Consider the following 23,468-nt stretch of genomic DNA (forward strand, 5'->3'; position numbering starts at 1 on the left):
CGGAACTATTTGTCTTCAAAAAGGCTTTCGTCTTTCTGGATTTTATTGCAGATTTTATTGCATTTGCAATCAGGTACGCACACGTCGGGCAGTTTTAACAAAATGCGCGTATCGCAATCGTTAAAATCATCGGCCATTTCGCTGATGAGTTTGGCGTCTTTATCCGCCATTTTGACAAATTCAATCCCAATAGTATAGATGTTCTCGCGCTGTTTTACCCACGCCAGCTTCGCACTTACTTCCATTTTGCCTGCCCCGGGGAGTTGGAGACTGATAGCAAAACGGTCCGCCAGCGGTGCGCCCAAAAAGCTGATCATCCGCATACCGGAAGCGGATAAATCCGCTAAAATGGCGACAAGCGATGTTTCCTTTCCGTCCTCGGTTTTGTAGTGTAAGTTGACCGGTTCAATCAAATTGCTGATTACCGGCATACGCGGATGTTTGCGTTTTTCGGAAAAATTCTTTTTCTTCGTCATAATCAGTCCCTCGCAAATAATAAAGTTCCGTCTGCTTTTTCAATGTTCACTTTTACCAAACTTCCCGCCGGATAGTTTTTATGGGTCTTTACCCAAAAATTGCCCGACGATCGGCCCTTGTTTTCGCTTTCCATCAGCACTTCCTGCTCTGTGCCGATTTGTTTTTGGTAGGCGCGTTCAGCAAGACCTCTTACTCTATTTAACAAAATCTCAAGCCTTTGTTCCAGTATTTTGTCCGAGTGAAGCGTCATCTTAGCGGCAGGCGTACCTTCGCGGGGGGAATATTTATAACAAAACGCAGCGGAAAACCCCGCTTCTTCCACAAGCGTCAAGGTTTGCTCGAAGTCCGCTTCCGTTTCCGTCGGAAACCCGACAATCAAATCGGTGGAGATGTTCATACCGATTCCCTTTAACGCCCGTATTTTTTCCAAAAGCGTTTCGCGCGTATAGCCGCGTTTCATTTCGGCTAATACTTTGGAAGAACCGCTTTGGGCGGGCAGATGTACGTGATGGGCAATTTTGGGATTGCTTTTGACGGCTTCCAAAAATGCGGGCGTGAAATAAATGGGGTGCGGGCTGGTAAAGCGCACGCGCTGTACACCCGAAATTTCGCTTACGCGGTTGAGTAAGTCGGCAAAAGAGGTGTTTCCGTCGCAATAAGCGTTAACTGTTTGCCCCAACAACATAATTTCGGTCGCTCCTTGAGCGGTTTTGCGACGGACAGCTTGCAAAATTTCGTCCTGCGGCAAGCATTTAATGGGGCCGCGCACGGTGGGAACGATACAGTAGGTGCACGCAAAATTGCACCCGCGCATAATGGTGACGTATCCCGTCAAATTCGGTTTTAAGGGGTCTCCTTGGGGGGACTCGGCGGGAAAAAGGCCGCTGTTGTCCAATGTGTCGCTAAAATTTTCGATGTTTTTTGCGCCGGAAAGAATATCTAAAAAAGGGTAATGTTGTTTTAATTTTTCCCCCAAACGCTGTGCGGCGCAGCCGGCGAAAATTACGCGTCGTCCGGATTTTTCTCTTTTCCACGCACTCAGTCTGCCCAAAAACGAAACGGCGCGGTGTTCGGCGTGGTCGCGCACGGTGCAAGTGTTGATAAGTACCACATCGGCTTCGTCCAAATTATCGGTATGCGTCATCCCGCGCGCGGCGAGGTGGGCAAACATTTCTTCCGAATCGGCAATATTCATCTGACAGCCGTAGGTTTGAATAAAAACTTTTTTCATAGTGATAACAATAAAAAGGGCGGTCTTAAGCGGACCGCCCTGTTAAGATGGCGAGATTAGAACTGGTCGCTGATTTGTTTAATCCCTTCTGCCACGGGCTGTGCCAAGTGTATTTTAATGACGCGGCGGCCCTTGGATTCAAGCGCCTGAAAATCGCCCAGAGCCTGCGCGTTGCAGAGTTGTCCGAACGTGTAATTCTGCCCCGGGATTTTGATGTCGTTTTTCGGGTCGGCGGATAAAATCAAAAATACGCCGTTGTTGCCGTCCCCTTTATGGAGCTGGCCGGTAGAGTGTAAATACCGCGGACCATAACCGAACAAAACGGCGCGTTTGGTGCGTTCCATAATTTTATCGCGCAGGGCGAGTACTGCTTCGTCCACGTCTTTAGACGGGTTCAAATAAGGCAGTACAGCTACATAATCGTTGCTTTCCAAAATGGAATATAAATCTTGCGCCAGCGTGCTCAGTTTCACGTCTCCCGCGATATCTTTGGAAACGAGCAGGGGAGCGTTAATTTCAGCAGGAATTTTGCCCGCGCTGAGTTCGGCTAAAATGTTTTTGGCCAGTGTTTTGGCTTCCTGTACGTTGGGTTGGTCGAAGGGATCGATACCCAAGATGGCTCCCGCAGCGGCGGTAGCGATTTCCCACAAGAGGAACATCGCTCCCAAATAGTAAGTGTTGGGCAGTTCAATCGTCATTACGGGGTAACCGCGTTTAGCTAAATCGTCGGAAACGGCGCTGACACGTTTGTCGTCCTCGCTTCCGGTAGAAAGGTGCACGAAGAAGCGGTCCTCGCGGTAGTCGAAATTTTTGCGAAGCGGTTCGCCCGCTACGGGAACGATACCTTTGCCTTCTTTGCCGGTAGATTCAGCCACCAGCTGTTCCGCCCATAAACCGAACGTGGCAAAATCGGAAGGGGTCAAAAGCGTCAGCTTATCTTTTGAATGGTTGACGTTGCAGGCGCCCATAAACGCACCGAGTTTTACGGCGGCGTTGTCTTTGATCGGGGCTTCCGGCGCGAAGGTGGCGGCTTGTTCTTTGGCAATCGTCAGAATTTTCTTTACATCCACCCCCATAACGGCGGCGGGTACGATACCGAACAGCGACAGTGCGGAAAAGCGTCCGCCAATATCGGCCGGATTTAAGAAGATTTTGCGGAAGTTGTGTTTTTTAGCCAGCGTTTCCAGTCCGGTGCCCGGGTCAGTAATAGCAGCGAAGTTTTGGCCCGCTTCTTTTATGCCGGATTTTTTTACTTCGTCCATAAAATACGCAAACTGGGAGGACGGCTCTACCGTGCCGCCGGATTTGCTGGCGAAGATAAATAGGGTTTCTGCCGGATTAATGCGTTCGCGTGCAGAGGCGACCCAGTCGGGGTTGGTAGTGTCTAGCACAATAAGTTCCGGCCAGCCTTCCTGTTTGCCAAACACGCTGCGGAATACCTCTGGGGCGAGCGAAGAACCGCCCATACCCATAATTACACAATGTTTGAAATTTTGTTTTACGTCGTTTGCAAAAGTTTGTACTTCATCAAGATGTTTCAGCGTCCAATCGTACACTTTTTGCCAGCCTAGAAATTTAGGGATAAATTCAATGTGTTCTTTATCGTGTTTCCAGAGGGTGGGATCCTTGGCCCAGAATTTGGTATTAAATTCCAGTCCTTCCAGTTTGATTTCGCCTTCACGGATAATTCCTTCGGCCATAGGTGTTGCTTGTGTATTCATACGTTTCTTCATCCTTTTTATAAAGACCGCTGGGGCCTTATTTAAAATTTGCTTCTTCAATCGCTTTTACTTTGTTTAAGCGTCCTTCGTGGCGGGTGCCTGTCAAAAAAGACGCCTTTAAAAATCGTTCCGTCAGCTCCTCGGCTATGGAGGGGCCGATAATCCGCGCACCCAAACACAGCACGTTCAGCGCGTCGTGTTCCACGGCTTGTTTGGCACTGTATGCATCGTGGCAGACGCAGGCGCGTATGCCTTTTGTTTTATTCGCCGTTACGCAAACGCCTACGCCGCTTCCGCAGATTAAAATAGCGCGATCGGCTTTACCCGCGGCAACCAACTTGGCCGCTTTATCGGCATAGTCGGGGTAGTCGGCCCGTTCGCAGGAAAACGTCCCGCAGTCAATAACCTCGTGCCCCAAATGTTTTATTTGGTTGATAACGGTTTCTTTGAGCGGGAAACCCGCGTGATCGCATCCGACGGCTATTTTCATATTAATACGCCTGATCCACCAAGTCGCACATACAATGGCCCATAAAAATGTGGCAGGCCTGAATGTGCGGCGTGTCTTTTACGGCTACGGTAAGGGGAATATCGCATACTTCTTTAATGGTACCGCCGTCTTTGCCCAAAAAACCGGCCGTAATACAGCCTTTGCGCTTGGCAAGCGCCAAAGCGAGGTATACGTTTTTGCTGTTACCGGAAGTGGAAATGCCGATGACAACGTCCCCTTCCTTGGCAAAACCGTCAATCTGGCGCGAAAAAACCACATCATACGAGTAATCGTTGCCGATGGCGGTAAGCGTGGAGGTGTTGGTATTTAACGCCAACGCCGGCAGGGAAGGACGTTCTTTTTTAAAGCGGCCCACAAATTCCGCAGCAATGTGCTGCGCGTCGCCCGCGCTGCCGCCGTTACCCATTAAAATCACTTTGTTGCCGTTTTTGAACGCTTTAATCACCTCAGCGGCCAATTTTTCTACTTGTTCCGCCAAGTGTTCTTTGACGTATGTAACGGCTTTAATCAGTTCTTCGGCTTGATTTTGTACAAACATAAACACCTCTTTTAGAAATTAAATTTTTTCCACCGCGCTTTTTTCCACCCAGCCCTTTAAGCCTTGGGATTTCACGATAACGTTATACCACGAATCTTTTCCGTCCAGTACCAAAAGTAAATGCCCTTGCGCTGCTGTTGCACTGGCGGGGAAATTGGTTCCCGGGCCGCTGCGTATTTCGGCGGAAGGCGCGGCTACCACCGCAAGCGGTTCGGTTTCAAGTGTATGCCGCCACCACAGCCATCCGCCGCACAGCATAAATATAACAACAACTGTTGCCAGTACGCGGCCGAATTTACGTTTGACAAGCCATACGCTTCCCAATGTGCAGCTTATCCAGAAGAGCAGTAAAAACAGACCTTTCAGCTCATCGTACGACAACGCGAAAAAAGCTTGATGGAGCACTATCGGCATTCCCGCCGGAACAAACCGTTCCCCACCGGAAGAAAGCGCAAGGGAAAGATTGTGGCGGATGTCAGAATCCCGCGGGGCCAGTTTAAACGCGCGGTAGTAATTGGCCGCGGCTAAGCCTTTGCTCCCCATTTTAAAATAGCAATTTCCTATATTGTAGTAAACAAAAGGGTCGTTTGGGCGATTTTTTAATTCTTCTTCATACAGTCCGAGTGCGACCGAAAACTTGCCTTGACGGTAAGATTCTTCGGCTTGTTCCATTACGTTCTGTGCCCAAAGGGTATTTGCAAAGCATAGCAGGCAGGTTATCGCGAAAAGAAATAATTTACGCGTCATCTGGTTTCCTCCTCGAGCAGTCTAAGCACGTCAAGCGCCTGCGTGGAAAGGTTTGTAGCACTAGCGTTTGCGCCGGGGGCAAAACGTGCTGCATCTAAGCGCTGCCACAAAAGGGAAAACGCCTCAGCCGTAGACGGTTTTACACCGTGCTGTTTTAAAGCGGCTAAAATGGATTTTAAGGGCAGGCTTCCGGTGCTGATGTGTAGTTTTTTCTGTAAATAGGCCGATACGGCATCGGCTACGGCCTCTTCTCCTGCGGCCTGTTTGAGTGCACGTTTTGCATCGGAAAAAGCGCGCTTTTGGGCAATGGATTTCTTGCCTATGGCGGCAAATAATACGCTGGCGGCCAGTAAGAATAAAAAGAAAGCGTTTAATTGTTTGTATTGGGGCAGTTTCGCCAGTATGCCGGATTCAGGCGCATAATCGGTTTTTAAATACCGCACATCGCTTCCAAGCGTTTGCAGTCCGTTAGAGGTGTGGGCGGCAGAAGCAAAATTAAATCCATTTTCGGTTTTGGTAGAAGGTGTTACCGTAAGTTTTATGGGATTGGTATGCAGTATTTGGTAAGTTTTAGTACGCGGATTAAAATAGGACCATTTGACGGATGGCACCACATACACGCCGGATGCGGAAGGAACAATCACGGTCTTAAAGGTTTTGTAGCCCAAAGCTGATCCGTTAGAGGAAGGCAAGGAGCCGGATTCGGGCGCGGCGGGATAAGCTTTAAATCCGTTCATTTTTGGGAAAATTAAGTCTCCGGTAGATTTTAAATTATCGGGTCCTTTGACGGTTACAGTTACGTTGACGGCTTCGCCTGCTTCCACGTTAACGGGGTCAACGTTGGCGGACAGCGTGTAGTCTTCACCCACCGCCCCGTAGAAAGAGTCAGGTTTTCCTTCTGCCGGAAGTGCGCGGACTTGAATGGTAATGGGGGTAGATTCGGCGGTTTTAACTTCGGATACGGCGGCCCCTCCAAACAGACGGTCAAAGGCCGACATCGGCGATGAGCCCGTTTGGTATTGTACGGAGGCCGGCCCTATTTCTGCCGTTCCTGCATTGGCCGCAATCAACAGGTAACGCTGCTCTTCGTATCGGTAAAGTGTTCCGCCGATAACCTGCGAGCCTTGTGCCGTTGTGGCAGATTGCATAAAGAGGTTGCTTACGGACGGTTTTTGGTAAGGCGCTTCGTAAAACTGCTGGGAATAATAAAAACGCACGGCAAGCATAAACGGTTCGTTAACGTACGGCGTTTTATTGCTGACAGCTGATATCAAAAAGTATTTTTCGTCTCCGCGGGCATACGCTTGGTTGGCCAGAGACGCTTCCAACGGAGGCAAAGACGGATCAGCCTTTTCAACTGTTTTTACCCGCGCGCGCTGCTGCGCGGCGGGCAGGCTTTGCGCGTTGCGGTAAATTCGTATGGAAATAGGCGCTGTTTTATACGTTTTGCCGTTGTGGTTAAATGTTACCGGCCCAATAGTGGCTTGCCCTGCAAAACGCGGAAGCAGTACATAGCGAAACTCAAGCGAGGTGTTCCCGTTGATAGTGCTTTGTTCCATCTCTTGTGAATAGACATTAAAAGCGGGCAGACTGGGCAGCTGCGGCATAATGACGTTGCCCGAGGCTCCCGCTACCCGTACGGAGAGCGTGATTTCATCGTCCAGCGTAAGCGTATTTTTGTCAACGGAGGCGGTTAGGGTTACTTGGGCTGCGGCCCATACGCTTGCACTGAGCAGAAGGGAAAGAAATAAAAATATCTTTTTCATAATTACCAGTCTTTTTCTACTGTATCGTCTTGGGCCGTTCCTGCCGCCTGCGGTTTTTTGTATTCGTTTTCGCGCGCCATTTGCATAACACGTTGGGCCGCGTCTTTATTTTCTTTATCTTGGGCGGTGTTTTGTTGTTGCTCCTCCGAGGAATTTTTATCGTTATTGTTTCCGCCGCCGCTTTGGTTGGAGGAATTTTGGTTTTGGTTTTGATTATTTTGGTCGTTTTGGTTGTTTTGATTTTGCTGTTCTTCCAAAATAAGCTGTAAATTATGGACGGCTTCTTTATCTTTGGGATTTTTCAAAATGGCTTGGCGGTAGATTTCTTTGGCTTGTTGTTTGTCTCCCGCGCGGTAATAGGCGTTGCCTAAATTAAATAACGCATCTTGCTGAAGTTTCCCTTCCTGACGGACGGCTTGCTTAAATGCGGATTCGGCAGTACCATAGTCTTTTAAATAATAGGCGGCTGCCCCTGCACCGAAAGAAGCATCCTCATTTTGGGGGGAATAGCGCAGAATTTCGTTGTATTTGGCGAGCGCCTGCCCGTATTTTTGTTCTTGATAAAGTTTTCCGCTTTCGCGCAAATCCGCCTGTACTCCGGCCCAAGCGGAGCAAGCGGTAAACATCAGTAAAAGCAGAATTAGTTTCCTCATATTCTTATTTTACCTTTTTATATTTCTTTTTTCCCGTTTGATCCGTCTTTTGGTTTACGTCCGCGCGGCCAGAGCAGGTAGCCCGTCAGACAGAACATTGCCAGCAAAAGCGGAATTTGGTAGCGGTTTTTGTATGCTGCGCGTTTTACTGAGCTGGAGAGTGTTTTATCCAGCCCGCGCAGGGATTCTTCCACCTTGGCCGCCACTTGGGCGGGCGTCGTGTAAGAAATGTATACCCCGCCGGAGGCCTGTGCCAGTTCGGCGAGCGTTTTTTCGTCCAATTTGGAAACGACGGTATTGCCCTGTCTGTCTTTTTTGTAAGAGGAAATATTGCCCGCACTATCGATTTCATCGGGGATCAGCGTACCTTCCTTGGTGCCGATACCGATGGCGATGATGCGCACCCCGTACTGGGCGGCGGTCTGTTTGGCTTGTTCTAGGTCTTTGGGCAGGTGGTCTTCTCCGTCTGTCAGCAGGATAAGGGCTTTTTGCCCGGGATATTTAGAAAGCATTCTGGCCGCAAGAGATACAGGCGCGGCAAGCGACGTACCATTGACGGGCAGCATATTGGGGCGCAGGGCGGAAATAAAGTATTGCAGAGCGTCCTCGTCCGTAGTAATCGGACATTGTATAAACGCCTTCGACGTAAACGCAATAATACCGATGCGTTCTTCTTTTAAATTGCTGACCAACATCCGCAGCATATTTTTGGCATTGTCTAAACGGTCGGGCCGCAAGTCTCTTGCGCGCATAGAAGCGGAAACATCTACGGCGATAACCGTCTGTGCGAACGCCCCCTGCGCCTCAATAATTTCCGTCCCCCATTGAGGCCCGGCCAGTGCGGCAAAAAGGAAAAATTCCGCCAAAAAGAACAGGGCCGTCCGCCATTTGGCCGCCGGACGAAGATTTTGGGTAAGCTTTTGATAAGCCTGCGGCCCGAACAAAAAGTGTATGGCGCGGCGTTTTAATTTGCCTCCGGCCCAAAAGACGAGGGCGGTCAGCCCCGCCGCGGGCAGGAAATAAAAAAAGTAAATGGGATGGGCGAAAAGTTCCATATTAAGGCACCTTGATTAAAAATAATTTTTCAAGCGTAAGCGCCAAAAGCGCACACAAAAGCGCGAGCAGCAGAACCGGTTGAAAATAGTCCGTCCGGTGGATTGTGGCGCTGGGCGCAAATTCCGTTTTTTCGAGTTCGTTGATGGTGTCGTAAATTTTATCTAGTTCTTTTTCGTTGTTGGCGCGGTAGTATTTTCCGCCCGTTAAAGAGGCAATTTCCATCATCAGTCCTTCGTTAATTTCATCTGTAGAACTGGCATACGGGTTACGGTCCGGTGCGCTGGCGGTTCCCACCGTATAGACGCGTATGCCGTATGCGGCGGCGGCTTTGGCTGCCATTAACGGTTCAATCGTTCCGGCGTTGGAGTCTCCGTCCGTTAGCAAGATGATCACCTTGCTTTTAGCTTTACTGTCTTTTAAGTGGTTGGCGGCTACGCCGATTGCATCTCCGATAGCAGTATAATTAGGGTCTACCATTCCCACATATAAAGAATTAATATACTCCCTTAAAGCGTCGTGGTCTAAGGTCAGCGGTGCTTGGAGCATTGCTGCCTTGGCAAACGCCACTGCGCCAATACGGTCGTTTGGGCGTTTAGCGATAAAACGGTCCGCCGTCTGCTGGGCGGCGATGAAACGGTTAGGATAAAAGTCTATTTTTTGCATAGAAGCTGATACGTCCATCAGCAGAATGATATCAATCCCTTCCGAAGGGGGTAAAACGGTGCGGTCCACCCGTACGGGGCGGGCAAGAGCGATAATCATTAAAATAAGCGCTGCCGTATAGAGCGTAACGGGCAGCCAGTGTGTAAACAAGACGCGCAAGGAGCTTTGTTCTATTTTTAGGTGCACCATAGAGTAGTTCATCCGCCGCGTCAGTACACCGCGCATCAACGTGTGGGCCAAAAATACGCCGAAAGGCAAAATGAGCAGTAAAAACGCCCACGGGTACATAAATTCGGCGCGGTCTGCGGCAAAACGCATAAACAGTAAGGCGACGGCGGCAGAAAAAGCCGCAGCCCCCGCAGCGGCGACGGCGGCCGTCATCCATTTGGATTGGGTGCGGACAAAAAGCGAAGCGATGAGCGTCCCCAACAGAAGCCCCGTGCTGATGATAAAGAAATAAATCATTTTGCACCCTCCTGTCCTTCGGGCAAAATTTCTTTCGGCGAAGTTTCGCGAATGATTTTACGCAGGATCTGTACGTCTTTGTTGCGCACATCTTCTTCGGGAACGGCTTTAGCGAATTTGACGAGATCTCCCGAATTTAAAAAGCTCCGCAGGGCGAATAATAAAGGGGATATCTCGGGTATATTTTTTATGCGGCGCAAGAGTTCCGCCGACGTATCGGCCGATGCGTCAATTTGAAACCGCCGCCACAGGTATTCCCGCAGGATATCGGAAAGTGTAATGTAAAACAGTTTGTACTGCTGCTGTTCCCAAAGACCGCTGTTAAGGAGGGCGTCGATTTTGGAGAACGCAATTTCATCAGACGGGCGGGTATCTTCCGGTGCTTGGTGCACGGAAAGGGATTTTTCCTGCATTTTTTTGCGCCATACGTACACGACGGTAATAAAGGCTAATGCAGCCAGTGCGGCGAGCAGCCACGTCAGCCAGCCGGCAGGAATTTGCGGCGCGCGGATTTCGCGGAAATTTTTATCGTTGAACGTTTTTGCGGGAGAAACGGTAATATACACAGGTTCTTCAAGCGTGGCAGCCGTTTTGCCATTTTGGATAAGTAAAAATGTGGCTGTAAAGGTGGATTTGCCGAGCGTAAACGGCAGGACGGTAAAAGTAAATGTAGCGGTTCCTGCGGAGTTCTGCTGGACCGACTGTGTTTGAATTTCAAAGTCGCGGGAGAGTGATTGCTCGTCCACCTTTACTTGGTAATCGGGCGTGTGGCTGACTCCGTAGCTTAGCGTAAACGGCTGTGCGAAGGTCACTTTTTCCGGCGCATTTTTTTCCACCAGATTTAATTCTTGGGCGGCCAGCGGCGATAAAACAGCTAATATAAGGAAAGAAAAAATTTTTTTCACCGGTTATCTCCTTATTTTTTTGGCGCGGCGTTTAAAAAACGCAATGACCGGATCCGACGGCGGTTCGGCAGTGTCTACCAAAATGGATTCTATTTTGTACGGATTAAAAAGTGCGTGGAGCTCTTCTTTCAGGCGTGTGCGGTAGCTGTGCAATGTGTTGTTGGTTTCGCCGGAAGCAAGCGAGATTAAATCGTTCTTGCCTGTTTCGGGGTCGGTTACGTCCAAACAAACGCCGAGGCGCGGCAGTTTTTCTTCCAGTTTGTCTTTTAGAATGACGGGAATCAAGTCAAATTTTTTGGCGGCCAGTTTAAAAGATTTGGAAAACGATTCGACGGGGGCCAAAAAGTCCGAAATCAAAATCAAAATACCCTGACGTTTCATTACTTTGGTCAGCGTTTCCAAGCACAGGCCGATATCGGTTCCTTTTCTTTGGGGTTCAAACGCGACTACTTCGCGAATCAGGCGCAAGATATGCTTTTTGCCTTTTTTGGGGGGAACGAACAGTTCAATTTGATCTGAAAACAGCATTAGCCCTACTTTATCGTTGTTTTTCAGCGCAGAAAAAGCGAATAAGGCCGTCAGTTCGGCGGCGGCGTCCTGCTTGAGTTTATCTGTTGATCCAAATTGAAGCGAAGCAGAAACATCGCACGCGATGATGAGTGTCAATTCGCGTTCTTCGTTGTATTTTTTGATATACGGTACGCCGGTGCGTGCGGTAACGTTCCAGTCGATGGAGCGGATGTCGTCGCCGGCGTTGTATTCGCGCACTTCGGCAAATTCGATGCCCTGCCCTTTAAACGCGCTTAAATACTCTCCGGCGAAGGTCTCCGAAACCAGTTTGTTCGTCTGGATTTCAATTTGGCGTACTTTTTTTAAAATGTCCGCGGTATCCACGTTTTACCCCCGTGCGGAAATTACGGCACGTCTACGGCGTCAAAGATTTGCTTGACGATTTGGTCGGATGTTACGTTTTCCGCTTCCGCTTCGTACGATAAAAGCACGCGGTGGCGCAATACGTCAAGGCCGACGGCTTTGATATCCTCCGGCGTAACGAAGCCGCGCCCGTTTAAGAAGGCGTAAGCTTTGGCGGCCTGCGTGAGGAAAATCGTCGCGCGCGGACTGGCGCCGTAGGAAATAAACGAAGCCAGTTTTTCAAGTCCGGCGCCTTTCGGGTCGCGCGTGGCGAAAACAAGCTCTACAATATAGTTTTTGATTTTTTCGTCTACGTAAATTCCGTCCGTTACTGCGCGGGCTTTTAAAATCATTTCCGGTGTAACTTGGGTGTTCAGTTCAAATTTTTTGTGTCCCGCCATCCGTTCCAAAATCAGTTTTTCCTCTTCTTTGGTGGGATACGTGACGAGCACTTTAAGCATAAAGCGGTCCACCTGCGCTTCGGGAAGGGGGTATGTGCCTTCCTGCTCCACGGGGTTTTGCGTGGCCATAACCATAAACGGCTCGGGCAATTTATACGTCTGCTCGCCGATGGTTACCTGCCGCTCCTGCATCGCCTCCAAGAGAGCGCTTTGCACTTTGGCTGGCGAACGGTTAATTTCGTCGGCCAGTACAAAGTTGGAAAACACGGGGCCGCGTTTGGGGTAGAACATTCCGTCTTTGGGGTTGAAAATTAAGGTTCCGGTAATATCGGCGGGCAATAAATCGGGTGTAAACTGAATGCGCTGAAACTGGGCGTGAATGGCTTGTGCCAACGTTTTAACAGCCAAGGTTTTGGCAAGGCCGGGAACCCCTTCAATTAAAATATGTCCGTCAGCCAAGAGAGCAACGAGCATTTTTTCCACCAGAGCGTCTTGCCCTACGATTACTTTGCCGACTTCTCTTCTTAAATCTTGTAAAAAAAGGCTTTCCTGTTGGACTTGTTTGTTGATGGTAGTGATGTCCATATTATCCCTCCGTGGCACGCCGCGCGGTGCGGCTGTTTCTTTTTATATTATAGAAAACGGAACCACGGTTGGAAAGCTATTTTTAGGATTAGAAGCGCGCTTGTTGTTTATGTTCCCCGTATAAATTTTTGCCGGTGCGTATACGGTTATAGCAAAAACGGTCAAAAATTTTGGTATAATTTGCATTGTATACTTACCGGTAGGTAGAAATTGTCGGAGGGGCGTTATGGATACATTTACAATGGACGAACTGCGTCCTTTTCTTTTGGGGCAGGGAACCGAGCGGATTGTTTTTCGTTCTCCCAAGGAGAAGGACTGTGTAATTAAATTAAGTCCGTTAAACGCGCAAAAACAAACGCGGCGGGAGATCCGTTATTTTCGGTTTTTACAGAAAAAAGGAGTACCTTTTCTCCATATCCCGCAGTTTAAGGGGGAAGTAAAAGTCGCCGGTTATGTGGGATTCAAGCAGGAAGCTGTCTTGGATGCGGACGGAAGTGTTTCCCGCCCGTTGACTGCGTATTTGGCAGAAGGGTGGGGTGTGTCTGCGGGGCGTCTTTTGCCGGAAACAGAAGCGCTGTTAGATGAGTTACTTTGTTATCTGCTGCATTATAATGTATTGCCTTGCGATTTGACCTCTCCCAATGTGCTTTGTCAGCGCGGGGAGGATCGTACGCGCCTAGTGCTGATTGACGGCGTAGGCAGTATGAACGGAATACCGATTGCTCAGTATATCCCTTTTTTAGGCCGTCAGCAAATTAAGCGCAAATGGCTGCGTTTTATGACACGAAGAATTGAGCCGATTCTTAAAAAATAAAAATCTCCCCTGTTTGGCAGGGGAGATTTTTATTTGGGCGGACATTACACCTTTAATAATATAGAAAACTTCTTCGTTTGCTTCGTGCCAGTGGTATCCGTAGGCAAAGTGTTTGGGTTCTACTTCCACAAAATTGGCGTGGCATTTGGTTACGTCCGAAGCCGGAATAATTTCTTTCAAAACAAATTCTGCTCCGTGCAAAAAATATGCTGAGTAAAAAGGATTTTCACCCATGCCCTGTGGGACTATTTTTGCAGTTGGTGGGCAATAAATGGAAGATTTTGGTTATCCGCGATTTGTTGGGCGGCACCAAGCGTTTCGGCCAATTGCGCCGCAGTGTGGGATGTTCCCATTATTAAGAGGGCGCTGTCAAGTAAGGCGTCCACCTTCTGGGCCTTGACTTGTGTTTTTTTTTTTTGATACCATTTTTTTGGTCAAGGAGCGGGCTACCGGTATACAATGGGTGTTTAATTGCTTAAAATTGACTGGAGAACGATTTAACCGGCCAGTCCCTCCTCAAGAGACGCCGGAAACGGGAAGAACGAATTACCCGCTCTTCCCTATATTTTTTATGAGGAGGGTATATGAAAAGTCGTAAGAAGAAAGCTTTCACGCTGACGGAGCTGCTAGTCGTCGTCATTGTGATAGGCATATTATCAGCGGCGGTTCTGCCGAAATTCAGTAAAGTAATTGAAACGCGTAAAACGACAGAAGCGGAAGAACTGATGGCGTCCGTGCGCACGGAACAGGAAAAACGGTGTGCGTTGGATAAGCCGTATCTGGCAAGTATGTCTGATATGACGGATATTGTAAAAAAGAACCAAACGAAGAATTTTACGATAACGTTAGTCTCCCGTGGGATAGAGGCGGAGAGTGAGGGGAAATATACTTACACGCTAAAAATGCCGTCGTATGCGGACGGCCGTATTTGTTGTGATGGAACGGAGTGCAGCAAGTTAAACAAGAACTATCCCACGTGTGAAGAATTGAAAGGAAAATCGGATTACAGGGAATCTCCTGAGGATTGTGCGGCCGAGACTTCCGATGAGACAGTATCCGTGTTTACATGTTCGGGCGATGCTGAGGAGCCGTGCGGCTGCAAAAATGGCGGCAAACGGACGCGTACATGCGATACGACTACCGGTACGTGGAGCGCTTGGAGTGAGTGTAGTATTAAAAATACGTGTGAATGTACTGGAACGAAACCTGCGACAAGCCAGCAGTGTAACTCTTGTGGTACGCAGACCCAAACAGTAACGTGTGATGAGAATACGGGCGAATGGGTGGAAAGCGGTTTTGGCGCGTGTAGTGTGACAGATGAGAGCGAGTGCAAAATTGAATGTACAGGCACAAAGCCATCAACAAGCCAAACTTGTAATTCTTGCGGCAACCAGACGCGCACCGTAACTTGTGATACGGAAACGGGAAAATGGCAGACTGGGGATTGGGGAATCTGTAATGTATCCTCTCCGTCGTCTTGTGGATCTGGAACTGCGAAATCCGCCGTATTTTATGTGTTTAGTAGTAATCGTTCTGAAGCCTATTACAGCGGCGATTCTGCACTATGTGGATGTGGGTGTACTGTAGAGCCTATATTGGGAACATCTACTCGCGAGATTTGTACGACTCAGGAACAAGCACAGAAAGTTTGTGATCAGGGAGGAAAAGGGTGTGTCTCAAGTATTCCTACTGTGGATTCGAGACAAGTTACAACTCCTTCCACATATGAATGTATCGGAAAAAAGGAATGCTTCTATACTGGCGCTAGCTCTTCTAATACGGGACATTTTGTCCTTTGGGCAGATGAAACAAAAAGTAGTATGTATACTTGTGAGTCTGTAGCTAGTATTAGTTGTTCCGGTGTCTCTTTTGGTACGTGTGTAGATAGTGCCTGTTCGGAGACATCTTGTATTCGTCTCCAAACTTATAAGTGTCTGGAGCAACAGAGCGCAGGGAGGACTTGTTATGTTCCTGCTTATCAAGTTGTAAACGGATACATTTGTTCTGATTATGCCAGAACTGTCAGTAATATCTGTAGCAGTTCCGCTTATAGCGATGCGTGTTCTAGCGGTTATGGCTATAACATTTGCGGAGCGGGAGTGTGATAAAGGATCTATAGTTACTGACAACTCAAGAAAACAAGGCCGTTTCTTTAGAAACGGCCTTGTTGTTTTTGTGCAAAAAGACTTATTATAATAACTGTTTTGCATTGCCAATTTTAGCGGGGCAGTGTTTGGTATTTTAGTGTCGGTAAAGGGCGGATATGCTAGAGTTTTTTGACCTTGCACAGGGCCAAACGGTACTTTCTTCGGGTTAAATTAGTGTCAAATACTTGGCAGTATGTGCCATTAGTATCTATTCCGTATTCTTTCCAGAAAGATTCTCCCCATACCCAATATAAGAAAGGTACTAATATGTATATCGGGCCGGAATGTTGTTGTATTTCTTTTCGTATAGGAAAGTTGTGTTGATAATATGCGGAAGGAAGAAAAAATTGCACGGAGAGAATGTCTCCTTGTGAGACGTGAAGTTTTTCTGCCGAGAGTTGAATCCCGCCCATATAACGTGCCTTTGTGTTTAAAAACGGAATTAAGGCGGAATAATGTCCGGTAAGTATTACCAAGGCATCGTCAGGGATAACCACCCGTTGGGAGAACGTAATATTTTTTTTATCAAAGTCTTGATGCTGTACATCAAAAAGAGGTTTCTTTTTTAACTGCAGGGATAATGTTGATAAAATAATAAGGATAATACAGATCAGTTTTACAGGGATTCGTCTTATTAAAAGAAGGGTAAAGAGTAAGCTGGATAAAATTTCTAAAAAAATAGCATAACGCATATTTCCAAAGACGAATACCCACGGAATATAGGTGCCGATAAATAGGATTAACAGCAAGGTGTATGTTTTAGAAAGGGGACGCTTTTTAATATAATACAAGCATCCTGCTGCCAATACCGCAAAGGAAATAAATCCCAGCAAGAGACGGAAATCCAAACAATGCTCTGCATCGTAAAAATGCAGTCTTAAGAAAGGTAGAAATACATATTCTTTCCAGTTGTTCGGTACAGATTCACTATTGGGTAAGAAAATGGTAGGAAAAAACGGCGATTTAAAAATGTTGTTAAAAAAAGGGAAAAGCGGGTTTTTTAAGATTTTCCAGTTGTGCCATAAAAAATAGCCGTTTGTTAATATAAATCCGCTCAAGGCACAACTCATTACGCAGAGATATTTTTTGTAGGAAGATTTGTTTTTTATGAGTAAAAACAAGCAGCATAATCCTACTCCGCAGGCGGCGGGGGCGGCGGTATATTTAAGCCCCGCTGCACAGGAAACCAAAAAAACTGCAAGTAAGATATATTTTAAGCGAAAGTGCAAATGTTCGTCGGTCCCGCGGAATAGTAAATAAGCGGATATAACGGCAACACAAGCCATTAATTCTTCGTTACTGGAAAATCCGACTTGCAATAAGGTTGCCATCCCTGTAAGGGAAAAAATAATTATGACTCCTTGGACTGTTTGGCTTATCGGGTGAGCTTTAAAAATTATAGGGACCCATTTGCACAGCATAAACAGTAATACACCGTAGTATCCGCCCTTTATAAAAGCCGTTAGTTTCGGGAAGTCATTTAAATAATAAAATAGCCAAAAAAAAGGGATATCAGCTAGTGGATTAAAAAATGTATGGACGACTCCCGCAGGGATAAAGTCAATGGAGAGTTTCCCGTGTAAAAAAGCATAAGGATTGTATAGATGATAATTCAATAGATCAACGCCGATATCTTGTCCCAATAGTAAACTAAGAGTGCCGCCGATACAGATACAGACAATAAAAATAAGAATGTTAGTTTTCGACATTGTTTGTTTCGCTAGTAATTATTAAAGAAATTATAGAAAAAATGACGGAATAAGTGGAATGCGTAAAATATGCTACTGATTTGAAGGTAATATGCTACCATATAAAAAAGAGGTGGAAATAATGAAAAAAACAATTTTATGGCTGGGTGTACTGTTTCTTTGTGCGGGATGCGCCACCGCCGATATTGACAGAACGGGTTCCGTTACGGCATCGTCTGCGGTTTTTACTGCGGATCAAAAAGTGTTGGTAGCCTTACCCAAAGACGGCGTATTTCAAAATATCAAATACGATTATTCCGGCCAGCAGGTACAGCAGTCCTTTTTGGAGGCACTGTCGTTTACAGCCGGCGAAGTGGCGTTGGCGGAGCGCGTAATGTCGTTGGATGAATCTTTGGCATATGCCGGTCAGATAGGGGCGCAGGTGTTGGTTTATCCGGTCATTACGCATTGGGAGGACCGCAATACGCCTTGGTCCGGCTTGCGGGATAAGGTTAGAATTAATGTACAAGTGTATTCCGTCGGCCCGAATAAAGTATTGGATAGAACCTCTTTGTACGCTACCAATCGTTGGTTTGCTTTTGTCAATGCTGCTCCGGCCAATTTGCTAAAAAAAATTGTTAATCCATATGTCCGGCAATTAAGCCGGTAGTTGGGTTTATCTCCTATAAAAAAGGCCCGTAAGGGTCTTTTTTATTGCGAATAAATTTTATTTTTTCTTTCCTGAAAGTCTTCCAAGCGGACGATTTTATCATCTGTCAACTGACCCGTTTCTTTTAAAATAGGCACGTACGGGTCGTGATGCCGTTCCATAAAAAACAGGATGTTTTCGGCGGGCAGCGCAAAAAAGAGTGATGAGCTGAACCCAAACACTTTGTCAGGCAGGTAACCGGTTAAAAACAAAATTTCAAGCGGCGTTTCTTTCGGAAGAGGAACGACGGACGGAAATTGTTTTTTTAGGGTTTTGCGGATAAAAGTGTCTTTGGACAGCCACGGATGTTCTTTATACATCCACGTATAATCCTGCGGATTTTTGACAAAGCGCGTTTTGCCTTCGTACACTTGGCGCAGTACATTGATTTGCTCGCGGTTTTTGTCTTTCGCATCGTGAAAAAAGCCCAAGGTAAACAATATAACGGGTTTGCCGGAGCGGAACGGAGCGAGGGTGTTTTCATCGATATTGGCCAAGCGCAAGAGGGCTTTTTTCTGTTCTTCCGTCAGCGATTGGGCCAGCTCTTTAAAATCCACGTTTTTGACCTCGGCGTTTTTTAACGCATCTTTTAAAATTTTCTTTTGTTTGGCTTCCGGCATTACCGCCAAATGAAATGTAGACGGAAAGATTTTTGCCGCGGAATAGCCGTAGTTATAACTCCAAAATCCAGGGGGGTTGGAATCTTGCAGACGCGGTAGAAATTTGTCTGGTTCAAGGGGCGGTCCGCTGATGATAAACGAGGTAGACGCGTAACTCTCTTCATAAAAATGAATATGTTTTACGCGTTCTTTTGGGATGGCCCCCAACACTGCCCAAATCAAGCCCGTTTGATCTTTATTTAAATGGACGATAAATGAAGCGTTGGGATAGGTTTTTACAAAATCCTGAACGTGCCGGCGCAGATTAGGCATAAATTGGGGATGATAGCGTTTATCGCCGGATTTAAGAATAGTAGCCTCTTTAAAAAGCGGATCGTGAACATTAAGGGTTACCATCCGTTTCCATATAATAAATTTGGGCGTAGCTGGATCTTGTTTGACAAAATCCACCATTTGCAGCAGCGTAGGAAAAGAGGAGGTATCGGCATAAATATAAGCCAAGCGTACCTCGGGTTTGGGAACCACAGGAAGGGCGCGGTGGGCAAAATAACCGTACGTATAAAACGCGGCTAAAGCAACGGTTACGGCGGCGATTAAGTAATAGAAAAAGCGTCTCATAAAAATATTATACAAAAGGTTTACTCGGTCTTTTGCGGAGGCATCCAAAAAGGGGCCTCTTTCTTGAGAAAGGGTTTTTCCGTCAATTTTTTATGATACAATAACCTTATGTTTTGGACCGATTCCCTTCATCCTTCGTATTTACGTTTTTTTATTTATAACAATATGGGCGTATCCGCTATGGATGCGCTGGCTACGGGGCCTTTGCTAACGGCGTATGCGCTGGCTTTGGGCGCGCCGCCGTGGATGGCGGGGGCGTTGGCCGGCCTTCCTTATTTAGGTGTGCTGATGGGTGTGCAGGGGGCGGATTTGGTGCAGCGGGGATATTCCGCCAAAGGGGTTACGTTTTGGTTTTCTTTGATTAGCCGCCCTTTGTATTTGTTTTGCGCGTTTTTGGCGTGCGCGGCGTGGTGGCCGAATCGTCCGTTGTGGCTGCTTTTTGCTGTCGGCTGCTGTTATTTGTTAGGCGGGGTTTCTATCGGGGCGTATTATCCTTGGCTGAAAAGCTTGCTTCCCGATGACCAAATCCCTTCTTTTGTGCAGTACAAATATATTTCTTCCAAAAGTATGTATGTGGTGTTTACACTCGTGACAGTTTTGTTCTTTTTTCTCGTACAGACAGACGGCGCTAAAACGCCTGTGTGGAGTTATGCACCCGTATTTGCTTTGGCGGGCGTATGCGGGCTGCTGGCGTGTTTTGCACTTTCTTTTATTCCGGAAACACGCACGGAAGAGGAACGATCTGCCATTAACTGGAGTTTGCTGCGCGGGGTGTGGAGCGTTCCCCAAAACCGCCGTGTTTTTTTGTTAGTGGGATTGGGGTTTTTTGTGGCATATTATTTAGTCGGCTTCCTGCCGGTATTTGCCTTGCAGTTTGTCAAAATTTCGGTGGCGTGGCTGACGGTTTGTTCATTTGGAATGCAGGCCGCCTTTTTGTTTTCGGTTCCTTTTTGGGGGAGATTGCAGCGTAAAAATCTGGTGCGTACGTTAAGCGTACCTTTTGGATTGATCTGTGCCGTGTTTGTATGGCTGGCGGGGGTATCGGGTATAAATAGCGGAGGGTTGTGGAAAACGATGCTTGCTTTTCTTTTTTGCGGCGTGATTTTAGCAGGCGTTCAATCCAGTTTTGATGTATTTATTTTGCGGCAGGCGCCTGCCCGTAAGTCGCCTGTTTATTTTATGTTTGTGTCTTTGGTGCGCCTGTCAGCTTCTTTAGGGCCTGTGTTGGCGGGGATGTTTTTGCACGGGATTCAAAAGAGTTTTCCTTGGTGGAGCGCAAGTTTGGTTTGGTTGGGCTTTTTTGGAGCAGGTTTGGTAATGGCATTGTGTGTGCTGGTATACAGTTTAAAAATTAACTTTTCGGCAAAACAGTGAGGGTTTTTATGTATAAGGGAAAAAGCTTTGCGGCCATTGTTCCGGCGCGCGCCGGCTCAAAAGGCGTGAAAGGTAAGAACAGACGTTTGTGCGCGGGAAAACCGTTGGTATCGTGGACGTTTGAGGCCGCGCGCGCGTGTTCTTTGCTGGACGGCGTGTACTGCTCGACGGACGACCCCGCCGTTGCGCATTGTGCCGCACGGTATGGCGTGGAGGTCTTGCCTCGTCCCAAGCGGTTGGCGACGGATGAAGCCAAAATGCTCGGCGTTATTTTGGACGTCAAACAACGGCTTGAAAAATCCGGCCGGAAGTTTGATTATTTGGTGCTTCTGCAGCCCACGTCTCCGCTTCGCACCGCAAGCGATATTTCCCGCGCGCTTAAGCAAATTGTTCGGGATAATACTGCTTCGCTGGCGAGTGTGTCGCCTGTGGATTTGCGGGCGGGACTGCTTGTGCTGGGAAAGAAAAAAAACGGCGCGCTGCTGACGCACTCGCTGGCGGCGGACTGTGCGGATCTCCCCCGCCAGCAAAAACCGCTCTTGTTTCGGGTGGACGGCGCCGTATATGTGTGGAGAAATTCCTTCCTTACGCCGCACTGTGTATTAAATGCGCCGCAAAGCGCGGTGGTTCTGCCCGAAAATCACGCGCGGGATATTGATACTCCCGCCGATTTTAAAGTGTGCGAAGAACTGCTTAACGCGCAAGTTCAATCCGGAAAATAAAAATGTTTTTGCAGCGGCGGCTGGAAAAAGTCGTCGGTAAAAATCCGTTCGAACACGGCGGTCAGCGCGTGGGTGTTTTGTTCGGGCGTCCGGCGGCGCGGTTCGCTTTGTATAAGGGGGCGGATAAGTCGGGCGGTTTCTTTTCCTGTAGGAGCTTGCAGGACGGACGAAAAATTCCGTCCGCGTCCGCGGTCATATTGACGTTCGCCCACGTTGACGGTTATTGTTCCCAAAAACGGCGCGTCTTTAAAACCGCTGGAGCTGTTGCCCACCAAACACACGGCGTAACTGAGCAAACTCAAATACTCTTCACACGGCAGCGACGGAAAAAAACGGGCTTTTTCGGGGGAAAACAGTTTATACGCGCGGAGAACTTCTTCGTATCCGCGGTCTTGGTTCGGGGAAATCACCAAATAAGAAAGGGGAATTTTGTTTAACTCCTCCACCAGTATGCGCGCCCTGTCGTATTGTTCGGCGGGGGAAAACCGCGTTTCCGGATGGTACAGAACCATGGCGTAAGGCGTGCGGCAGTTGTATTTTTTTAATACCGCTTGGCGGACGTCCTCCGGCGGCAGCAGCGTAATGGCGCTTGCGCCGGTAACAAATACGGAGCGGGGATCTTCTCCCAGCTGCAGCACGAGTTTTTGGGCTTCTTCGTCGTCCGCCAAGAAACGGTGGGAGAGTTTTGTAATGGCGTGGCGGATGGACTCGTCGATGTTCCCGCTGACGTCCCCCGCTTCAATTTGGCAAACGGGTATATTGCTTAGCGCCCCCGCTGCGGCGGCGGCCAACGCTTCGGGCCGGTCCCCGTGTACAAATAAAAATTCCACGCGGTTTTCTTCTAAAAAACGGCCTATTTTTCCGGTCAGACGGGCGACGTATTCCGTTTGCGAAAGAGAAGCGTCCGCTATGTCTTGCTGCCACGAAACCCTCGGAAATTCGTCCGGTGCGGTAAAAGCATTTTTGGGGGATTTTTCCGTTTGTTTCGCGGCGGAAAAAATAAAAACAGGATATTCTCTTTGGACAAAAAAGGCGACGTAGGGCCTGATTTTGGCCCAATCGGAGCGGCAGCTGGTAATAAAGGCCAATCTAAATTTTTTCATTCCACGTCGCTCCAGAGGATTCTTTCACCTTTTGAAACGGCTGTTTTGGCGCGTTTGCCCACCAGTTGCGGCAGCCGGGCTGCTTCAATTCCTCCGGCGGGTCGTTTGGTGGTCAGGTCTTGGGCGGTAAGTGTTTGCCCAGGAGCAATATCCCTCGCCGCCACAACTGACGAGAACGCAAAGTTTTGCGTAATTTTTTCTTCGCGTGCAGGTTCCTTACGTCCGCCGCGCATACGGGCGATTTCAGCGCTTTGGGCGATTAAGTCCGCCAGTTCCTTGGGGTCCATCGAACAGCAAATATCTTCACCTGTGCGGGTTTTGCTGTCGGTAAAGTGGCGTTCCAGTACGCTGGCGCCCAAAGCCGTTGCCGCCAGACAAGCCAAATTGTTGACTGAATGATCCGACAGACCGATAATTTCATCGGGAAATGCGCGTTTAAGGTCTTCAAGCGCTCCCAGCCGGATTAGATTAGGCGGCGTAGGATAGAGGTTGGTGGTGTGGAGCAGTACAAATTGCGTGTGGTGTCTGGTAATAACTTCCACGGCGCGTTTTACCTCATCAAGATCGTTCATTCCTGTAGACAGAAAAATAGGTTTTTGGGTGCGGGCGACGTATTCCACCAACGGAAAATTGTTCATTTCGCCCGAGCCGATCTTATATGCGGTCACGCCGAATCTTTCCAGCCGATCTACCGCGGCAAACGAAAACGGCGTAGATAAAAATAATACGCCGAGCGACTCGATATATTCTTTTAATTCCCGTTCGTCCTCTTCACCAAGTGCACAGCGGCACATAATATCCCAAATTGAATGCGGAGAATTACCCGGAACGGCGAGTTTGGCCTCTTTACTCATTTCTTCTTCGGGAATATGGGTTTGGTGTTTGATGATTTCGGCTCCTGCTCGCTTGGCCGCTAAGGCAATTTGTTTGGCCGCTTCAAGCGAACCGTTGTGATTGATCCCCATTTCCGCGATGACGAGCGGCGGAAAATCGGGGCCTATTTTGCGTGTTCCCAGTTGAATGTATTTAGGCGGCATAGTAA

General features: G+C 48.0%; 22 protein-coding genes and 1 pseudogene. 6 read left to right on the plus strand and 17 right to left on the minus strand.

Annotated elements, in window-relative coordinates:
• Positions 1-5: 5 nt before the first annotated feature.
• Genes ACI351_RS04985 through ACI351_RS05045 form a run of 13 tightly spaced genes read right to left on the minus strand, consistent with a single transcriptional unit; the run spans position 6 to position 12,631 of the window.
• Positions 6-476, minus strand: a complete 471-nt coding sequence (locus ACI351_RS04985) for a PilZ domain-containing protein (protein ID WP_439734142.1) — start codon at positions 474-476, stop codon at positions 6-8.
• Between the two features lie 2 nt (positions 477-478).
• Positions 479-1,708, minus strand: coding sequence for a tRNA (N6-isopentenyl adenosine(37)-C2)-methylthiotransferase MiaB (gene miaB / locus ACI351_RS04990; protein WP_439734143.1), 1,230 nt, complete (start codon positions 1,706-1,708; stop codon positions 479-481).
• A gap of 56 nt (positions 1,709-1,764) precedes the next feature.
• Positions 1,765-3,429 carry a glucose-6-phosphate isomerase gene (locus ACI351_RS04995; RefSeq protein ID WP_439734144.1) on the minus strand — a complete coding sequence of 555 codons (1,665 nt, stop codon included), beginning with the start codon at positions 3,427-3,429 and terminating at the stop codon, positions 1,765-1,767.
• 37 nt (positions 3,430-3,466) lie between these two features.
• On the minus strand, positions 3,467-3,919 hold the full coding sequence (gene rpiB / locus ACI351_RS05000; protein WP_439734145.1) for a ribose 5-phosphate isomerase B: 453 nt from the start codon (positions 3,917-3,919) through the stop codon (positions 3,467-3,469).
• Position 3,920: 1 nt separating this feature from the next.
• The gene (locus ACI351_RS05005; RefSeq protein ID WP_439734146.1) at positions 3,921-4,478 is read right to left on the minus strand and encodes a D-sedoheptulose 7-phosphate isomerase; all 558 of its coding nucleotides are present in this window, start codon (positions 4,476-4,478) and stop codon (positions 3,921-3,923) included.
• 18 nt (positions 4,479-4,496) lie between these two features.
• Positions 4,497-5,225: a hypothetical protein gene (locus ACI351_RS05010; protein WP_439734147.1), complete on the minus strand. Its 729-nt coding sequence runs from the start codon at positions 5,223-5,225 to the stop codon at positions 4,497-4,499.
• A complete protein-coding gene (locus ACI351_RS05015; protein WP_439734148.1) occupies positions 5,222-6,991 on the minus strand; it encodes a BatD family protein in 1,770 nt (589 codons plus the stop codon). The genes ACI351_RS05010 and ACI351_RS05015 overlap by 4 nt, the downstream gene beginning before the upstream one ends.
• 2 nt (positions 6,992-6,993) lie before the next feature.
• The gene (locus ACI351_RS05020; protein WP_439734149.1) at positions 6,994-7,644 is read right to left on the minus strand and encodes a tetratricopeptide repeat protein; all 651 of its coding nucleotides are present in this window, start codon (positions 7,642-7,644) and stop codon (positions 6,994-6,996) included.
• A 17-nt stretch (positions 7,645-7,661) separates the two neighbouring features.
• Positions 7,662-8,699 carry a VWA domain-containing protein gene (locus ACI351_RS05025; protein ID WP_439734150.1) on the minus strand — a complete coding sequence of 346 codons (1,038 nt, stop codon included), beginning with the start codon at positions 8,697-8,699 and terminating at the stop codon, positions 7,662-7,664.
• A gap of 1 nt (position 8,700) precedes the next feature.
• Positions 8,701-9,828, minus strand: a complete 1,128-nt coding sequence (locus tag ACI351_RS05030; protein WP_439734151.1) for a vWA domain-containing protein — start codon at positions 9,826-9,828, stop codon at positions 8,701-8,703.
• Positions 9,825-10,733, minus strand: a complete 909-nt coding sequence (locus ACI351_RS05035; RefSeq protein ID WP_439734152.1) for a hypothetical protein — start codon at positions 10,731-10,733, stop codon at positions 9,825-9,827. The genes ACI351_RS05030 and ACI351_RS05035 overlap by 4 nt, the downstream gene beginning before the upstream one ends.
• Positions 10,734-10,736: 3 nt before the next feature.
• Positions 10,737-11,627 carry a DUF58 domain-containing protein gene (locus ACI351_RS05040; protein ID WP_439734153.1) on the minus strand — a complete coding sequence of 297 codons (891 nt, stop codon included), beginning with the start codon at positions 11,625-11,627 and terminating at the stop codon, positions 10,737-10,739.
• 20 nt (positions 11,628-11,647) lie between these two features.
• Positions 11,648-12,631 (minus strand): AAA family ATPase, encoded by a 984-nt coding sequence (locus tag ACI351_RS05045; RefSeq protein WP_439734154.1) that lies wholly within the window; start codon positions 12,629-12,631, stop codon positions 11,648-11,650.
• A 226-nt stretch (positions 12,632-12,857) separates the two neighbouring features.
• Between ACI351_RS05045 and ACI351_RS05050 the strand changes: the two genes are divergently transcribed.
• The 3 genes and pseudogenes from ACI351_RS05050 (at position 12,858) to ACI351_RS05060 (ending at position 15,550) form a co-directional block, all read left to right on the plus strand.
• A complete protein-coding gene (locus tag ACI351_RS05050) occupies positions 12,858-13,445 on the plus strand; it encodes a YrbL family protein (protein ID WP_439734155.1) in 588 nt (195 codons plus the stop codon).
• 206 nt (positions 13,446-13,651) lie between these two features.
• Positions 13,652-13,789, plus strand: a pseudogene (locus ACI351_RS05055) (winged helix-turn-helix transcriptional regulator); the annotation flags it as partial.
• 240 nt (positions 13,790-14,029) lie between these two features.
• The gene (locus ACI351_RS05060) at positions 14,030-15,550 is read left to right on the plus strand and encodes a type IV pilin protein (RefSeq protein ID WP_439734156.1); all 1,521 of its coding nucleotides are present in this window, start codon (positions 14,030-14,032) and stop codon (positions 15,548-15,550) included.
• A gap of 161 nt (positions 15,551-15,711) precedes the next feature.
• Here ACI351_RS05060 and ACI351_RS05065 read toward each other — a convergent pair whose 3' ends face one another.
• Positions 15,712-17,301, minus strand: coding sequence for a hypothetical protein (locus ACI351_RS05065; protein ID WP_439734157.1), 1,590 nt, complete (start codon positions 17,299-17,301; stop codon positions 15,712-15,714).
• A gap of 121 nt (positions 17,302-17,422) precedes the next feature.
• Between ACI351_RS05065 and ACI351_RS05070 the strand changes: the two genes are divergently transcribed.
• A complete protein-coding gene (locus ACI351_RS05070) occupies positions 17,423-17,950 on the plus strand; it encodes a DUF4823 domain-containing protein (RefSeq protein ID WP_439734158.1) in 528 nt (175 codons plus the stop codon).
• A gap of 41 nt (positions 17,951-17,991) precedes the next feature.
• On the opposite strand, the gene ACI351_RS05075 is transcribed toward ACI351_RS05070, so the two are convergent.
• Positions 17,992-19,227: a hypothetical protein gene (locus tag ACI351_RS05075; protein ID WP_439734159.1), complete on the minus strand. Its 1,236-nt coding sequence runs from the start codon at positions 19,225-19,227 to the stop codon at positions 17,992-17,994.
• A gap of 108 nt (positions 19,228-19,335) precedes the next feature.
• On the opposite strand from ACI351_RS05075, the gene ACI351_RS05080 reads away from it, so the two are divergent.
• Positions 19,336-20,601, plus strand: coding sequence for a hypothetical protein (locus tag ACI351_RS05080; RefSeq protein ID WP_439734160.1), 1,266 nt, complete (start codon positions 19,336-19,338; stop codon positions 20,599-20,601).
• A gap of 8 nt (positions 20,602-20,609) precedes the next feature.
• Positions 20,610-21,323, plus strand: coding sequence for an acylneuraminate cytidylyltransferase family protein (locus tag ACI351_RS05085; protein ID WP_439734161.1), 714 nt, complete (start codon positions 20,610-20,612; stop codon positions 21,321-21,323).
• On the opposite strand, the gene ACI351_RS05090 is transcribed toward ACI351_RS05085, so the two are convergent.
• Both ACI351_RS05090 and ACI351_RS05095 read right to left on the minus strand, forming a co-directional pair.
• Positions 21,308-22,426 carry a UDP-N-acetylglucosamine 2-epimerase gene (locus tag ACI351_RS05090; protein WP_439734162.1) on the minus strand — a complete coding sequence of 373 codons (1,119 nt, stop codon included), beginning with the start codon at positions 22,424-22,426 and terminating at the stop codon, positions 21,308-21,310. The two genes, ACI351_RS05085 and ACI351_RS05090, sit on opposite strands and share 16 nt — an antisense overlap.
• Positions 22,423-23,463 (minus strand): N-acetylneuraminate synthase family protein, encoded by a 1,041-nt coding sequence (locus ACI351_RS05095; RefSeq protein WP_439734163.1) that lies wholly within the window; start codon positions 23,461-23,463, stop codon positions 22,423-22,425. Before ACI351_RS05095 ends, ACI351_RS05090 begins: the two co-directional genes overlap by 4 nt.
• Positions 23,464-23,468: the final 5 nt, after the last annotated feature.

The organism is Candidatus Avelusimicrobium sp., assembly GCF_051874775.1.
In the GTDB taxonomy this organism is placed as follows: Bacteria; Elusimicrobiota; Elusimicrobia; order Elusimicrobiales; family Elusimicrobiaceae; genus Avelusimicrobium.

What these genes read in the sequence shown, in the direction of transcription:
- ACI351_RS04995 (WP_439734144.1), bottom strand. Translation starts at nt 3,429, where the DNA reads ATGAATACACAAGCAACACCTATGGCCGAAGGAATTATCCGTGAAGGC.
- ACI351_RS05060 (WP_439734156.1), top strand. Translation starts at nt 14,030, where the DNA reads ATGAAAAGTCGTAAGAAGAAAGCTTTCACGCTGACGGAGCTGCTAGTC.
- ACI351_RS05070 (WP_439734158.1), top strand. Translation starts at nt 17,423, where the DNA reads ATGAAAAAAACAATTTTATGGCTGGGTGTACTGTTTCTTTGTGCGGGA.
- ACI351_RS05090 (WP_439734162.1), bottom strand. Translation starts at nt 22,426, where the DNA reads ATGAAAAAATTTAGATTGGCCTTTATTACCAGCTGCCGCTCCGATTGG.
- ACI351_RS05020 (WP_439734149.1), bottom strand. Translation starts at nt 7,644, where the DNA reads ATGAGGAAACTAATTCTGCTTTTACTGATGTTTACCGCTTGCTCCGCT.
- ACI351_RS05075 (WP_439734159.1), bottom strand. Translation starts at nt 19,227, where the DNA reads ATGAGACGCTTTTTCTATTACTTAATCGCCGCCGTAACCGTTGCTTTA.
- ACI351_RS04985 (WP_439734142.1), bottom strand. Translation starts at nt 476, where the DNA reads ATGACGAAGAAAAAGAATTTTTCCGAAAAACGCAAACATCCGCGTATG.
- miaB (WP_439734143.1), bottom strand. Translation starts at nt 1,708, where the DNA reads ATGAAAAAAGTTTTTATTCAAACCTACGGCTGTCAGATGAATATTGCC.
- rpiB (WP_439734145.1), bottom strand. Translation starts at nt 3,919, where the DNA reads ATGAAAATAGCCGTCGGATGCGATCACGCGGGTTTCCCGCTCAAAGAA.
- ACI351_RS05005 (WP_439734146.1), bottom strand. Translation starts at nt 4,478, where the DNA reads ATGTTTGTACAAAATCAAGCCGAAGAACTGATTAAAGCCGTTACATAC.
- ACI351_RS05080 (WP_439734160.1), top strand. Translation starts at nt 19,336, where the DNA reads ATGTTTTGGACCGATTCCCTTCATCCTTCGTATTTACGTTTTTTTATT.
- ACI351_RS05030 (WP_439734151.1), bottom strand. Translation starts at nt 9,828, where the DNA reads ATGATTTATTTCTTTATCATCAGCACGGGGCTTCTGTTGGGGACGCTC.
- ACI351_RS05010 (WP_439734147.1), bottom strand. Translation starts at nt 5,225, where the DNA reads ATGACGCGTAAATTATTTCTTTTCGCGATAACCTGCCTGCTATGCTTT.
- ACI351_RS05045 (WP_439734154.1), bottom strand. Translation starts at nt 12,631, where the DNA reads ATGGACATCACTACCATCAACAAACAAGTCCAACAGGAAAGCCTTTTT.
- ACI351_RS05065 (WP_439734157.1), bottom strand. Translation starts at nt 17,301, where the DNA reads ATGTCGAAAACTAACATTCTTATTTTTATTGTCTGTATCTGTATCGGC.
- ACI351_RS05050 (WP_439734155.1), top strand. Translation starts at nt 12,858, where the DNA reads ATGGATACATTTACAATGGACGAACTGCGTCCTTTTCTTTTGGGGCAG.
- ACI351_RS05015 (WP_439734148.1), bottom strand. Translation starts at nt 6,991, where the DNA reads ATGAAAAAGATATTTTTATTTCTTTCCCTTCTGCTCAGTGCAAGCGTA.
- ACI351_RS05095 (WP_439734163.1), bottom strand. Translation starts at nt 23,463, where the DNA reads ATGCCGCCTAAATACATTCAACTGGGAACACGCAAAATAGGCCCCGAT.
- ACI351_RS05085 (WP_439734161.1), top strand. Translation starts at nt 20,610, where the DNA reads ATGTATAAGGGAAAAAGCTTTGCGGCCATTGTTCCGGCGCGCGCCGGC.
- ACI351_RS05025 (WP_439734150.1), bottom strand. Translation starts at nt 8,699, where the DNA reads ATGGAACTTTTCGCCCATCCCATTTACTTTTTTTATTTCCTGCCCGCG.